This window comes from Corynebacterium rouxii, from assembly GCF_902702935.1.
In the GTDB taxonomy this organism is placed as follows: domain Bacteria; phylum Actinomycetota; class Actinomycetes; order Mycobacteriales; family Mycobacteriaceae; genus Corynebacterium; species Corynebacterium rouxii.
Genome location: NZ_LR738855.1, coordinates 1,875,647 through 1,890,146, shown reverse-complemented (window position 1 = coordinate 1,890,146; position 14,500 = coordinate 1,875,647). Strand labels below are relative to the sequence as shown.

The window sequence follows — 14,500 nt, the reverse complement described above, 5'->3', positions numbered from 1 at the left end:
CTACAGGAGAGACAATCAGGTGACTGAACACAGCATCTTTACCAGCCATGCGGCCACCTCTAGGTTGATCGACAACCTCGAAGAGCAACCCTTCGCTTTGGTATTTTCCGGTCAAGGGTTCGACTGGCTGGAAACGCTGCGCGGCTCTGTTGGGCAGGGCGCTGCACGAACTCTCGCCCCGATCATCGACGAGGCCGCTGAGATCCTCAAGCCTGCCGCAGCCTACTTGGCACCGTGGCAGCCGCAGGGATTCAAGCCGATTGAGTGGACGCGCACAGAATCGCTGACATTGGACACACAGGCGGCGTCGTTAAGCGTGCCGGGCATTGTGGCCGCACAGCTGGCAACGCTGGATCAGCTGGAAAAGCAGGGCTTGGATCTGGATAAAGCTGTGGTAAGCATTGGGCATTCGCAGGGCATTTTGGGTGTGATGGCCCATGCGGATCTGACTCGCGCAGCCGAAATCCTTGCGATTTCCCAGCTCATTGGTGCGGCGATTGCTCGCCAGGGTCGGATCACGCACATGATGGTGACAGGCGACGCACGTCCGATGGTGTCGATCGAGGGTGTAACCCAACAGCAGCTCGAGGATGCGATCGCTACGGCGGGCGTGGCCTCGGAGATCGGTCTGCGCAACGCGCGATCCACGTTTGTGCTGGTCGGTACGCCTTCGGATAACCAGAAGGTGATCGAGGTTCTGCAGGCACAGGCCGCAGCAAGTGCCCGCGAGGTTGAGAATAAGCTGCGTGGCGGTCGTGCGTTTGAGCCAGTGATCAAGCCGTTGGATGTTGAGGTGGCGTTCCATCATTCCGCGATGGCCCCTGCCGTTGATGTGGTCGTGGAGATGGCCGCTGCGTGTGGCATTGATGCTGAGCGTGCGCGCCGGGCAGCCCAGGCTGTGATTGTGACTCCTGTGGATTGGCCAGGTGAGGTTGCGCAGGCGACGGCGGCGGGCGCTCAGTGGCTTCTCGACGTCGGCCCGAACGGTGGCGTGGTGTCGTTGACGAACCAAGCTGTGGTGGGGCAGCAGGTGGCGTCGTTTGCTGTGTGTGGCAACGAGGGCCAGGCGGCATTGTTCGATGCTGGTGCGGCCCCTGAGCTGCCGGTTTCTTTTGAAAAGTTTGCGCCACGATTGGTGCGTCGTAACGGTGAGGTGGCGGTGTCCACCAAGTTCACGCAGCTGACTGGCCTTAGCCCCATGTTGCTAGCGGGCATGACACCTACCACGGTGGACCCTGAGATCGTGGCCGCGGCGGCCAATGCAGGTCACTGGGCGGAACTTGCCGGCGGCGGCCAGGTCACCCCAGAGATCTTGGAAAGCAACATTGAGCGATTGACACAGCTGCTTGAGCCTGGCATGAATGCGCAGTTTAACTCCATGTTCTTGGATCCGTACCTGTGGAAGATGCAGGTGGGGGGTAAGCGTCTTGTGCCGAAAGCTCGTGCCCATGGTGCCCCGATTAATGGCATTGTGATCACAGCAGGTATCCCAGAGCACGATGAGGCTGTGGAGCTGGTACGTGAGCTGCGCGATTCTGGTTTCCCGTGGGTGGCGTTTAAGCCTGGTGCGGTCAAGCATGTGACCAAGGTGTTGGCTATTGCACGTGAGATCCCGGAGATTCCGGTGATTATTCAGGTTGAGGGCGGTAAAGCGGGCGGCCACCATTCGTGGGAGGAGCTTGATGAGCTGCTGATTGCTACGTATGCGCAGATCCGTGCTGTGGATAACACGGTGTTGTGTGTCGGTGGCGGCTTTGGTACTCCGGAGCGTGCTGCGGATTACCTCACCGGCCAGTGGTCGCAGACGTATGATCTGCCGGCTATGCCTGTCGACGGCATCCTGGTGGGTACTGCGGCGATGGCTACGAAGGAAGCGAAGACTTCTGCTGCTGTGAAGCAGATGTTGGTGGATACCAAGGGCTCTCAGGATTGGGTCCCTGCCGGTGGCGCTGTTAATGGTATGGCTTCGGGGCGTTCGCAGCTGGGTGCGGATATTCACGAGATTGATAATTCCTTTGCCAAGGCCGGCCGGTTGTTGGATGAGGTTGCTGGCGACGCGGATGCGGTGGCGAAACGTCGCGAGGAGATCATCGCGGCGATCGATAAGACGGCGAAGCCATTTTTTGGTGACCTCGACCAGATGACGTATCGCGCTTGGTTGGAGCGTTACATTGAGCTTTCTGGCCCGTACCAGGGCGAGTGGACTGATGTGAGCTGGCATGGCCGCTTCGTGCAGATGCTGCACCGTGCGGAGGCTCGGTTGTCGCAGCAGGATCACGGTAGTTTTGCCGCCAGCGTGGAGCTGGGTGTGGATGAGGATCCATACGCTGCGATTGCTGCGTTGGCCAAGGCTTATCCACTGATCGATCAGCTGGTTCATCCTGCAGATGTGGCGTGGTTCTTGGAGCTTGCGCGCACTCCTGGCAAGCCGGTGAACTTTGTGCCGGTGATCGATAAGGATATTCGCCGCTGGTGGCGTTCGGACTCCTTGTGGCAGTCGCAGGATGAGCGTTATAGCGCTGATCAGGTGGCTATCATCCCAGGCATTGCTGCAGTTGCAGGTATTGATCGTGTGGATGAGCCGGTTGCGGATCTTTTGGCGCGTTTCGACGCAGCCACCGTGGCACGTCTTACCGGCGAGCAGGTCTGTGAGAACACGGTGCGTGTGGTTTCTCGCGTGCTTGCTGCTAGCGGCACGTACTGGGCTGGCCGCCATGAGAGCAACATTGTTCAGCGTGTTGGTGCACCTGAGCAGTGGAAGGTTTCCGAGGATCAGACCCGTGCCACCCATCCAAGTGGTGCCACGTTGGTGGAGCTGGACGAGGATCATGCACTGTTGAACGTGGTGCTGGAGGGCTCTACTGCTCCTGGTACGCACGCGGTGTTGCCGATTCGTATTACGGCACCGGCTAAGCCTGGTCAGGTTCCAGCGGTGACCACTGCGGATGCTGAGGAGGCGATGGGTGAGCTGACTCGTATCGCTGCCGGTGGCAACCTTGGTGAGGTTACTGGCGATAAGGTGACTTCGACGACCAGCATTGACCGTGGTCATGTTGCGGACTATGAGCAAGTGACAGGTTCTGGTCCAGCACCGGACATCCTGGTGGGTAAGGCGTGGCCTGCGATTTTTGCGGCTGTGACTCAGGCGAAGATCCCTGACACGGATGATTCTGTGATCGAGGGAATGCTGTCGCTGGTGCACTTGGAGCACCACATCACGGTGGTCGACCATGACCTGTTTGCGCAGATCTGTGCTAGTGAGCAGCCGGTGGACATTGACGTCACCGCTCGTGCAGAAGACGTCAGCGACACCACCATTGGTCGTATTGTGATCGTGCGCGCGGAGATGTTCGTCGGCACGCAGCTGGTGGCAAAGCTGAGCGAGCGCATGGCTATTCGCGGCCGCCATGGTTCTGCTGTGGCACGCACGAACACATCGGCGTTGCCTACTGTAGTGGATACCCCACGGTCGTTCCGCGCGAGTGCCACGGTTACCGCACCCGTGTCGATGTTGCCGTTTGCGATGGTGTCGGGGGATCGCAACCCACTGCACGTCTCTGATGTTGCCGCCCAACTGGCAGGCATGAGCGATGGTGTGATCGTGCACGGCATGTGGACGTCTGCCATGGCGGAACTGACCGCTAGCCAAGATGGCAGCACGGTAATCGAGTACACCGCCACCATGTTGGCGCCGGTACTACCTGGCCAGCAGGTGGAGTTTGTTGTCGAGCGCAGTGGCGTGGATAGCCGCCCAGGTGCTGGCGAGGTCCGCGAGGTGACCGCAACAGTCGATGGCACCGTGGTTCTTACTGCTACCGCGGTGATGGCCGCACCGACCACGTTCTATGGTTTCCCAGGTCAGGGTATTCAACACCCAGGCATGGGCATGGATGGGTTTGCGCGTTCTGCCGCAGCGCGTGCGGTGTGGGAGCGTGCCGATAAGCACACCCGCGAGAATCTGGGATTCTCCATTGTGGAGATCGTCAAGAACAACCCCGAAGAGGTTCGCGTTGCTGGGGAGACGTTCCAGCACCCCAAGGGCGTGCTGTTCCTCACCCAGTTCACCCAGGTGGCTATGGCTACCCTTGGCGTTGCCCAGATCGCCGAAATGAAAGAGGCGAAGGCGCTTAACCAGCAGGCACTGTTTGCTGGCCACTCGGTGGGCGAGTACAACGCATTGGCCGCCTATGCTGAGGTGCTTTCGCTAGAAAACGTGGTGGAGATCGTCTACCAGCGCGGATTGACCATGCACCGCCTTGTGGAGCGCGACTCCGAAGGCAACTCCAACTACGGTCTGGCAGCCCTTCGCCCCGACAAGATGGGGCTGAGCGAGGCAGAAGTCTTTGACTACGTAGCCCAAGTTGCCCAAGCAAGTGGCGAGTTCTTGGAGATCGTCAACTACAACATTGCCGGCAAACAGTATGCGGTGGCGGGAACGTCGAAAGGCCTGCGTGCCTTGGCTGCGGACGCGGAAACCCGCGCGCCGGGCAAGCGTGCCTTTATCCAGATCCCTGGTATTGACGTGCCGTTCCACTCCACGCATTTGTTGGATGGTGTGGGTGCGTTCCGTGAGCATTTGGACTCGTTGATCCCAGCCGAGATTGATTTGAGCACGCTGGTAGGCCGCTATGTTCCGAACTTGGTGGCGCGCCCGTTCGAGGTGACTCGCGAGTTTATTCAGGCGATGCTGGATGTTGTGGACGCTCCGATTTTGCATGCTGCGTTGGAGAACTTCGATGAGGAGATCCGCAATGAGGTTCGTTTGGCGCGCACCTTGTTGGTTGAGCTGTTGGCGTGGCAGTTTGCGTCGCCGGTGCGCTGGATTGAAACACAGGATTTGATTATCCGCGGCGATGTGGATCGCTTTGTTGAGGTCGGCGTGGGTTCCTCGCCAACGCTTGCGAACATGTTGGGTCAGACGTTGGCGTTGCCGCAGTATGCGGGTGCTCACCTTGAGGTGTTGAATGTTGAGCGCGATCGCCCAGTCGTGTTTGCTACCGATGAGTTGGTTCGGGAAACCCCTGAGGTCGAGGTAGTTGCGGAGCCGGAGGCGGCGTCTGTCCCGACGGCGGCTGCTCCTACGGAGGCTCCGGTGGTGGCTGCTGCGCCGATGCAGCGCCCTGATGATATTGATTTCTCGTCTGCGGATGCGACTGAGATGTTGATTGCGTTGTGGACGAAGGTTCGCCCTGATCAGATGGGTGCTACGGATTCGATTGAGACGCTGGTGGAGGGTGTTTCTTCACGCCGTAACCAGTTGTTGTTGGATCTGGGCGTGGAGTTCGGCTTGGGTGCTATTGATGGTGCAGCCGATGCGGAGCTCATGGAGCTGAAGTCCACGGTGTCGCGGATGACGAAGGGCTACAAGGCGTTTGGTCCGGTGTTGGGCGATGCGATCAATGATGCGTTGCGACGTCTCACCGGCCCTACGGGTAAGCGTCCTAATTATGTTTCGGAGCGCGTGGCTAACGCGTGGGAACTTGGCGCTGGTTGGGGCGATCACGTCACCGCTGCTGTGGTACTGGGTGCGCGCGAGGGGGCGTCGTTACGCGGCGGGAACCTGGCCACGTTGAGCCCTGCGTCGCCGTCGAATACCGCTGAGCTGGATCAGTTGATCGATGCTGCGGTGCAGTCGGTTGCTCAGGCGCGCGGTATTACAGTGGCGTTGCCAACGGCCGGTGGCGCGGGCGGATCCGTGGTGGATTCAGCAGCATTGGGCGAGTTCGCGGAGCATGTCACTGGTGAGCAGGGCGTGTTGGCTACCACCGCGCGCACGATTTTGAGTTCCCTGGGCTTGTCGGCTTCTGCTGGCATGGATTCTTTGGATGATGCGGACGCGGATGCGGCTCTGTTTGATTTGGTGTCGCAGGAGTTGGGTTCGGACTGGCCACGCCAGGTTGCCCCAGCGTTTGACGCCACCAAGGCGGTGCTTCTCGACGACCGTTGGGCCAGCGCTCGTGAAGACATTGCGCGGGCCGCGGTGTCGGGTAGCGCTCCTGAGATTGATGTGACTGGTCTTGGCGAGGCCGTTGCCGCCCAGGCGGAGTACTGGGGCTTTGATGAGCTGGCACGTCAAGCACGCAATACCACATCATTGCGCTACGCGGATGACATTGCGGTGGTCACGGGTGCTTCGCCTCGCTCGATTGCGGCCTCGGTGACAGCCGAGCTGCTGGCAGAAGGTGCCACCGTGGTGGTTACCACCTCCAGCCTGAGCCATTCTCGTCTGGCGTTTTATAAGGATCTGTATCGTTCGGCTGCTCGTGGCAGCGCGGCGTTGTGGATTGTGCCAGCGAACCTGTCCTCGTTTGCTGATCTCGATGCGTTAATCGAGTGGATTGGTACGGAACAAACCGCCACCGTTAACGGCAGCAGTGTGCTGATTAAGCCAGCTCTGGTTCCTACCGTGCTGTTCCCATTCGCGGCACCGCGCGTGAGCGGTTCGCTGGCAGATACTAGCCACCAGACGGAAATGCAGATGCGTTTGCTGTTGTGGTCGGTAGAAAAGCTGATCGCTGGGTTGTCCAAGATTGGTGTGAACACCCATGTGGGCGAGCGCCTGCACGTGGTGCTACCAGGTTCTCCTAACCGTGGCCGCTTCGGTGGCGACGGTGCCTATGGTGAGGCCAAGGCAGCACTGGATGCGCTGGTCAACCGCTGGAGTGCAGAAAACGCGTGGAAGTTTGATACCTCGCTGGTGCACATCTTGATCGGTTGGGTGCGCGGCACCGGTTTGATGGGTGGCAACGATCCGCTCGTGGCAGCGGTTGAAGCTGCGGGTGTGACCACCTATTCCACGGAGGAGATCGCTAAGGTGCTGGTGGCGCAGGTTGAGCCTGAGGTTCGCCAGCGTGCCGCGGTTGCCCCAGTTCAGGTGGATTACACCGGTGGTTTGGGCACGGCTGAGCTTGATCTTGCGGAGTTGGCACGCAATGCCACGCTGCCGCAGGCAGAGGGCGATAACCCCGAGGCTGGCACGAAGCTCAAGGCGTTGCCGTCGCTACCTCACCAGCTGGCAGCTCCAGCACCAGATTTTGCGGGACAGGTGTCGCAGAAGCTCGATGACATGGTCGTGATCGTTGGCGCTGCGGAGCTTGGGCCATATGGTTCTTCGCGTACCCGCTTTGAGGCAGAAACCACCGGCGATCTGAATGCCGCTGGTGTGCTTGAGCTGGCGTGGACCATGGGACTTATCCACTGGGATGAGGACCCAACCCCAGGTTGGTACGACGCAGATGATCAAGCGATTGCAGAAGAAGACATCTTTGATCGCTTCCACGACGAGGTATTGGCTCGCGTGGGTGTGCGCCGCTACCACGACGACTTTGGCATGGTGGATAACCTCGCACCAGAGCTGACCACGATCTACTTGGATCAAGACATCAGCTTTGTGGTCACTGATAAGGCCGCTGCCAAGACATTCTTGGAGTCGGAGCCAGAGCTGACCACGGTGGCACACAACCCAGAAACTGGGGAGTGGATTGTTACCCGCAAGGCGGGCTCAGCGGTACGCGTTCCACGTCGTATGGCGATGAGCCGGTTTGTGGGCGGCCAGATTCCGGAGGGATTTGATCCTTCGGTTTATGGAATCCCAGCCGACATGGTGGACAACCTAGACCGCGTGGCACTGTGGAACCTCGTGTGCACGGTGGATGCGTTCTTAAGCTCCGGATTTAGCCCTGCTGAGTTGTTGGCGGCGATCCACCCAACTCGTGTTTCTTCCACCCAGGGCACTGGCCTTGGTGGTATGGAATCCATGCGTTCGTTGTATGTGGACGGCCTGCTTGCCGAGCCTCGCCAGAACGACATCCTGCAGGAAGCACTGCCAAACGTGATGGCTGCGCATGTGATGCAGTCCTACGTTGGCGGCTACGGCCAGATGATTCACCCGGTTGCTGCGTGTGCTACCGCTGCAGTGTCCGTGGAAGAGGGCGTGGACAAGATCAAGCTGGGCAAGTCCGACTTTGTGGTCGCCGGCGGTTTTGACGATCTTTCCATCGAGGGCATTACCGGCTTCGGTGACATGGCGGCTACTGCGGATTCAGCAGAAATGGCTGCTAAGGGCATTGAGGATCGCTTCTTCTCCCGTGCGAATGATCGTCGTCGCGGTGGGTTCGTGGAGGCTGCAGGTGGCGGAACCGTGCTGTTGGCACGTGGCTCGCTTGCCGCAGATCTCGGCTTGCCGGTTCATGGTGTGATTGGCTTTGCGGAGTCCTTCGCTGATGGTGCACACATGTCGATCCCCGCGCCTGGTCTGGGTGCGTTGGGTGCAGCCCGTGGCGGTAAGGATTCGCGGTTGGCTCACCAGCTGGCAGCGGTGGGTGTGACTGCCGATGACATCACGGTGTTGTCTAAGCACGACACCTCCACCACGGCGAATGATCCGAACGAGTCGGATCTGCACGAGCGTCTTGCCAAAGCGTTGGGCCGTACCAAGGGCAATCCCATGTTTGTGGTGTCGCAGAAGTCGCTGACCGGCCATGCCAAGGGTGGTGCTGCTGCCTTCCAGATGATCGGGCTTACCCAGGTGCTGCGCAGCGGTGTGGTTCCTGGCAACCTGGCGCTGGATTGTGTGGATCCGGTGTTGCGTGAGCACAAGCATTTGGTGTGGTTGCGCAGCGCTATGCAGCTGGGCACCGCAGCGAAGGCTGGTTTGGTGACCTCGCTGGGCTTCGGTCACGTGTCGGCGATCATTGCGATCGTGCACCCGCAGGCGTTCGTGGAGGCTCTGATTGCGCAGCGCGGTAGTGCGCAGCAGTGGCAGGAAGCCGCCCATGCCAAGGAGGAGCGTGGCCAGCGTCATCTGCTCAAGGCGATGATGGGTAAGGCTGCCCTGTACCAGCGTCCGGTGGATCGCAACCTCGGCGATGGTGGTAAGGAACTTGAGGCAGCGGTGCTGCTGAATGATTCCGCCCGTTTGGTTGACGGTGTGTATGTGGTTGATCCAGTAGCCTAAAGCTGGATCATAAAAGCGAGAAGAGGGAATGCGCATGATTGTTATTGGAACCGACATCGTGTGCATTCCCTCTTTTGCGCAGCAGTTAGACCAGCCTGGTACGCAGTTTGATCGGGTGTTTTCGACCCAGGAGTTACGCGTTGCGTCGCGCTATCGGGGGCGGCGGCGCGCTGAGCATTTGGCGGGGCGCTGGGCTGCTAAAGAAGCGTTTATTAAGGCGTGGTCGCAGTCGTTGTATGGCAAGCCGCCGGTGTTAGATCACGTCGATTGGGCAGAGATTGAGGTACAACCGGACGCGTGGGGACGGGTGCTGGTGGTGCCGCGTGGGGAGGTCGCTCACGCCTGCGGTATCGAGTCTGCGCAGGTGAGTATTAGCCATGATGGGGATTACGCCATAGCTCAGTGCGTGTTGGGCTAGGCGGTGGCGACGGCGAAGAGGTAGGCCACGATCATGCGTTTGATTTCGGCCACGCGGGATTCAAAGACCTCGTCGCTGGAGGAGGGGTCGTGCACGGCATAGTTGAGCAGGGAGGATACGGTGTGTACGAGCAGGCTTGCGATTTCGAGGCGCCGCTCGGGGCTGGTGCGCGGGGCGAGGGGGCGCATCACTTCGCCGATGATGTCGAGCATGGGTTGTTCGGTGGCGGCGGCGGTGGCACGGGTCGCTGGGGTGGATTGGATCGCGTGCCACACGCTGCGTCGCGACGGGTCCGCGCGCCACATTACCGATAAGTGATCGATGAACTCGTTGAGGAAGTCCGGCCATTGCAGGGCTGGGACTTGTTGGGAGAATCGCTGGATTTCCGCGATGGAGGCGGCGGTGTCGTGGCGGTCGAGTTCGCAGATCATCACGTACTTGTTGGCAAAGTACTGGTAGATGGTTCCGATGGGGACTTCGGCGCGTTTGGCTACTTCGTCGAAGGTGAATGACTCGAAGCCGACGTCAACAAGGACAGCGCGGGCAGCGGCGAGGATTCGGTCGAATTTTTCGCGGCTGCGTTGCTGTGCTGGCCGCCTGCGCGGCAGGAGGATCTGGTTGGCGGAATCCGGCGTAGACATTTACTTGGTCAGTTCTTTAACCACGCGGGCCACGTGTCCGGTGGCGCGCACATTGTAGAGGGCGAGTTCTATGCGACCGTCGGCACCGATCACAAAGGTGGAGCGGATGACTCCTTGAACAATTTTGCCGTAGTTTTTCTTCTCACCAAAAGCACCGTAGGCGGTCATGACTTCCTTGGTGGTATCGGAGAGCAGTGGGAAGGTGAGGTTGTGGTCGTCGCGGAAGGCGGTGAGCTTGTCTACCTTGTCGGGGGAGATACCTACTACGGCGATTCCGAGGTCGTTGAGCTGGGCGAGGCTGTCGCGGAAGTCGCAGGCTTCTTTGGTGCAGCCTGGGGTGTTGGCGCGTGGGTAGAAATAGACCAGTACGCGTTGCCCAGAGTAGTCGCTGAGGCTGGTGGTGGAGCCTGCGTCGTTGGGTAACGAAAAACTCGGCGCGGTGTCGCCGACGGCAAGACGAATGTTCTCAGTCATGGTTTCGAGGATACCGGCTCGACACGAAAGAATGATTTGGGGTTAAAGTGTAGAGGGACTATTCAACAAAACCTCAAGGAGTTTTACCGTGGCACGCGATATTAACGACATTCAGCGCGACATCGAACGTACTCGTCGTCAGCTAGCGAGCACCCTAGACGAGATCGCGGACCGCTCCAAGCCACAGAACTTTGTCGACGACGCCAAGAAGCAGGCAACCGCAAAGGTCCAGGAGCCAGAGGTACAAAAGATCCTTATTGGTATCGGTGCCGCTGTGGTGGGCTTGGTTGTTATCGGCGTCATGCGCGGCCGTAAGAAGAACAAGGACCTCAAGGAAATCCAGCGCCTGCTGGCTCAGCGCTAAAGGCGGCGTTGTATGAGCATTATTAAGATCAATGCGATTACAGTTCCGGAAGGCCATGGCCCGCAGCTAGAAGAGCGGTTTATGGCACGCAAGCATGCTGTGGATTCTGCCCCTGGTTTTGAGGGCTTTCAGCTGCTGCGCCCCACTGCTGGCGAGAGTCGCTATTTTGTGGTTACCCAGTGGGCTGATGAGGAATCTTATGCCGCGTGGCGTGATGGGGATTCCCATCGGGTTCATGGTGGCAACTCCGACAGTAAGCCGGTAGCAACTGGCGCTGAGCTGTTGGAGTTCGACGTGGTTCTTGATTCGCGCACCTAATTGTTATTCGAATAACGCCCCGCACATGTCCATTTCGTTATAGGCAGCGCGGGCGTTGTCGTCTGAGACGGCAGCGCACAGCTTTTTGTGGACGTGCACGTCAAAGCCTTGAGCGAGTGCGTCGAGAACAGTGGAGCGAATGCCTAGCTCGGTGCCAAGACCTACCACGTCGAGGCGTTCTATCGTGTTGGCGCGTAGCCAGTCACCGAGTTTGGTGCCGGTAGTATCCGTGCGCTCGAATCCGGAGAGGGCTTCGGTGGTGGGGTCTTTGCGGAATTGGTTATCAAAGGTGGTGCCGGCTATCTCATCGGCAATGGGGGCGCTAAGTGCCGTGATGACGTGGGTGTAGTCACTGCGGTGTTGGCTGAGATGTTGAGCGATGGCGTGGATGATTTCGGTTGCTTCGGTGGCAGGGGAGTCGGCGTGGGTATCGATAATAAGAAGTGCATTCATTTGACCCACTCTACCAACGCATAGACTTGGCGCTATGTGCAAACCGGAACTTCATTCCTCGCAGTTGCGCCCGCAGGGCTTAATGTTGCAGGGGTCGTGCTGGCCATGGTGATTAATCTCGTGTGCGCGGTGTTGCTTATGCGGTTGCGGGGAACCTGCTCATCATGGGCGCCGGTGTGCTGACCTTGGTGTGGCTGAGCCCGTGGCCTGACATTGTGGTGGGGATTGCGATCGGTGCGATCAATGTGAAGGCTGCTGCGGAGGTTTCCGAACAAGCTCGTGCCGAGGATCCGAAGTTGGTGCTTCCGCCTCCTCTACTGCACCTAAAAGGAAAAATTAGTAGCGTTTATAGACCGCCGAAGAAGTCATCAACATCTATCTCACGCGGATAGAGCGGATCATCCAATGTAAGAGGCGGCGAAGCTTGATCTTGGAATCCATATTCACTGAAATCAAATATTTCAAATGTTTCCATTGATTTTCCTTTCATGCGTTGGCGCTTATTAGAAAAGATAAATTGCAGCAATAGATATGCTGCTCTAGTGAACGTTAAGTCAGCCATTTAGGCTGAGGTCGATACAAGAGTGTGGTGCGTGATCCTTTCATTACATTGTTATTATTTAGGCTTAGCTAATCTAAGCTGAGGGGGATTCTAATTTAAGGGTTAGGGATAGTCTATGGGTGAAAAGTGTTACATCCGCCCTAAATTCGATGTTCCGCTTAATGAGGTTTCTTCCTTGTGGCTAGAGATAGCACATTAAAAATAGTGTGATTTATCTAACGCTGATTTTTCAAAGATACAAAATGGCTCGCATGTGCCTATCTACAACGTTGTGGTATCGCCTAGAACTCATGTGGTCAATATAGGAAGCGGTTGGGGGGATGTGTAGGCGGCCAGGGGTAGAGGTTGCATTCACGGATGCGAAAGGCCGACACTGGGTGCGCAGGTGCTCTGGGGAGGCGCTTCAAGCGCAATCCGATCCTTGAGATGGGTATTACGCACCCCTTTGTGGAATTTAAGGTGCTGCCCAGCGACTATCTGGAGCGGGGGTAGGTGGGGTAATTTTGACCGTGACTTCACACCAAATCTGGTGAAAACCGGCTGTTTGGGGTGATTTGGTGTGAAGTGCTGGCCGTGGGTACCTAAGACGGGGGTGGGGGCGATATTAAGGCAAGCCTGAAGGGCCTTAAAGTCCTGACGTGGAATGGTGGAGGTGCGCGTCGAAAAGAAGCGGGGCAGTGGTCTAGGATTGTAAGCATGCAAAAGAACCCCAGCTAGTCCAAGTGGTGTTCCTTACTAGCTGGGGTTTTCTGTGCGCCATCAGGGACTTGAACCCCGAACCCACTGGTTAAGGAATTTAGGGTCAAAGAACAGGCGCAATGTAGCTGTACACCATTTCGGAGAAGGATGTCGCGGGGGTAGCGATCGGGTGGCTGCATAGATTTTGCACGTCTATTGGAACATGTAATCATTTAGCAACATGAGTAACATTAGTCACACTCACACCATTGCGGGGTATCGGGAACATTTACTAGCGGGCGGGCGTGCTAGGGGCACGATTCATGTGCGGATTAGTCATATTTCACGGTGCTTGGCGTTTATCGATAAGCCGCTATGGGCGGTGACTACTGGGGATATAGAACGGTGGCTAGCGTCTGGGAACTGGGGGCCAGCGGCGCGTAAGAGTGCTAGAACTAGCGTGCGAGTGTTCTTTGCTTGGTGCGCTCGAGAGGGGCTAATCGAACAGTCCCCAGCGGCGGCGATTATCCCAGTCCCGCAAGTGCGAGCCGTACCTAAGCCATGCCCTGATGCACTGATTAGCGATGCTATGCGTGCCGCCTCACCGCGTGTGCGCTTGGCAATTGAGATCATGGCGACATGTGGTCTTCGTCGTGACGAATGTGCACGGGTCAGGGCCTGCGATGTCGAGCCAGTGGGGCAAGGGTGGATTTTGCGGGTTTGTGGTAAAGGCGGGCATGTGCGAACGATCCCGTGCCCGCCCCACTTAGCGCGGCGGATTAGCCAGGCACACGGGTGGGTCTTTCCAGGGGCGAGCGTGTCAGGGCATATCAGTGCTGGATGGCTAGGCAAGCTCATTAGTCGTGCGCTTCCTAGTGATTGGACACCCCACAAAATTCGGCACCGCTATGCCACTGTTGCCTACGGTCATTCCTATGATCTACGTGCGGTGCAGGAATTGCTAGGGCATGCGAGTGTAGCAACAACGCAGGTCTATGTGGCAGTTAACGCCGCCGATCTTGTTGATGCAGCAGCGGCGGCGTGGAAGATAGCTGGCTAGGATAGCCTTGTGAAAATCAAAACTTGCATATCGTAGTTTCCAAATTTTACGTACTTCTCGCCTTGGAATGTCTCGCCAGCACGAAATAGCTCAGCCCGGTTAGTCAATACATCAGCGCTCGCACGGTAGGTGCCCGCAGATAGGCGTACATAGGGCTTTTTAATGAGCTTGATTATGCTCGTGTCACCGGCGACGATTTTAGGTGTTTCTTCAGTGAAATCAACTTGTACCTGATTATCTTTGAGGGTCGGGGTAGCGATCCCCTCCAGCGCGGCGATCCGTTCCATGAGGGGGTAAATTATTGGATCCCCCTTTTTGCCTAAATTCCCCCATGCCTTGAGCATTTCGTTGATCCCGTCGGGGAGCTTCGGCACTGAGGCAGCGGCCTCTTCGGCGGCCTTAGCAGATCGTCGCGCCTCGTTCGTGTTCGAGGATGCTTTTTGCGCTTTCTCCTCGATCTCACCGAGTACGGCGGCGATGCGAGTAGAGAGCTGTTGCAAAATTCCAGGTAGTGAGCGGATCGTGTCGGATTCGAGGGGGTAGGGGAGTCCGTAGTGTTCAGTTGAGCGCGGCATC

At 58.0% G+C, this 14,500-nt stretch carries 10 protein-coding genes; 6 read left to right on the top strand and 4 right to left on the bottom strand.

The genetic code is table 11. The features are described 5' to 3' along the window. Nucleotides 1-19 precede the first annotated feature (19 nt). Nucleotides 20-8,956, top strand: coding sequence for a type I polyketide synthase (locus tag CIP100161_RS09300; RefSeq protein ID WP_155873839.1), 8,937 nt, complete (start codon nt 20-22; stop codon nt 8,954-8,956). A gap of 34 nt (nt 8,957-8,990) precedes the next feature. Beyond that, nucleotides 8,991-9,374 carry a holo-ACP synthase AcpS gene (gene acpS / locus CIP100161_RS09295; RefSeq protein ID WP_155873837.1) on the top strand — a complete coding sequence of 128 codons (384 nt, stop codon included), beginning with the start codon at nt 8,991-8,993 and terminating at the stop codon, nt 9,372-9,374. Here the strand turns inward: acpS and CIP100161_RS09290 are convergent. Beyond that, a complete protein-coding gene (locus CIP100161_RS09290) occupies nt 9,371-10,015 on the bottom strand; it encodes a TetR/AcrR family transcriptional regulator (protein ID WP_155873835.1) in 645 nt (214 codons plus the stop codon). The genes acpS and CIP100161_RS09290 overlap by 4 nt on opposite strands. Further along, nucleotides 10,016-10,489: a thioredoxin-dependent thiol peroxidase gene (gene bcp, locus CIP100161_RS09285; protein WP_155873834.1), complete on the bottom strand. Its 474-nt coding sequence runs from the start codon at nt 10,487-10,489 to the stop codon at nt 10,016-10,018. An 88-nt stretch (nt 10,490-10,577) separates the two neighbouring features. Here bcp and CIP100161_RS09280 point away from each other — a divergent pair, with 88 nt between their 5' ends. Both CIP100161_RS09280 and CIP100161_RS09275 read left to right on the top strand, forming a co-directional pair. Beyond that, entirely contained in the window at nt 10,578-10,853 is a 276-nt protein-coding gene (locus CIP100161_RS09280) for a DUF3618 domain-containing protein (protein WP_003852591.1), read from the top strand. A 12-nt stretch (nt 10,854-10,865) separates the two neighbouring features. After that, a complete protein-coding gene (locus CIP100161_RS09275; RefSeq protein ID WP_155873832.1) occupies nt 10,866-11,171 on the top strand; it encodes an antibiotic biosynthesis monooxygenase family protein in 306 nt (101 codons plus the stop codon). Between the two features lie 3 nt (nt 11,172-11,174). Here the strand turns inward: CIP100161_RS09275 and CIP100161_RS09270 are convergent, their stop codons facing one another. Then, nucleotides 11,175-11,624: a cysteine hydrolase family protein gene (locus CIP100161_RS09270; protein ID WP_155873830.1), complete on the bottom strand. Its 450-nt coding sequence runs from the start codon at nt 11,622-11,624 to the stop codon at nt 11,175-11,177. Nucleotides 11,625-11,746: 122 nt separating this feature from the next. Between CIP100161_RS09270 and CIP100161_RS09265 the strand changes: the two genes are divergently transcribed. Further along, nucleotides 11,747-12,016: a hypothetical protein gene (locus CIP100161_RS09265; protein ID WP_174775778.1), complete on the top strand. Its 270-nt coding sequence runs from the start codon at nt 11,747-11,749 to the stop codon at nt 12,014-12,016. A 1,089-nt stretch (nt 12,017-13,105) separates the two neighbouring features. Next, nucleotides 13,106-13,924 carry a tyrosine-type recombinase/integrase gene (locus tag CIP100161_RS09260; protein WP_155873828.1) on the top strand — a complete coding sequence of 273 codons (819 nt, stop codon included), beginning with the start codon at nt 13,106-13,108 and terminating at the stop codon, nt 13,922-13,924. Here the strand turns inward: CIP100161_RS09260 and CIP100161_RS09255 are convergent. Then, on the bottom strand, nt 13,921-14,499 hold the full coding sequence (locus tag CIP100161_RS09255; protein WP_155873827.1) for a hypothetical protein: 579 nt from the start codon (nt 14,497-14,499) through the stop codon (nt 13,921-13,923). The genes CIP100161_RS09260 and CIP100161_RS09255 overlap by 4 nt on opposite strands. Nucleotide 14,500 lies beyond the last annotated feature (1 nt).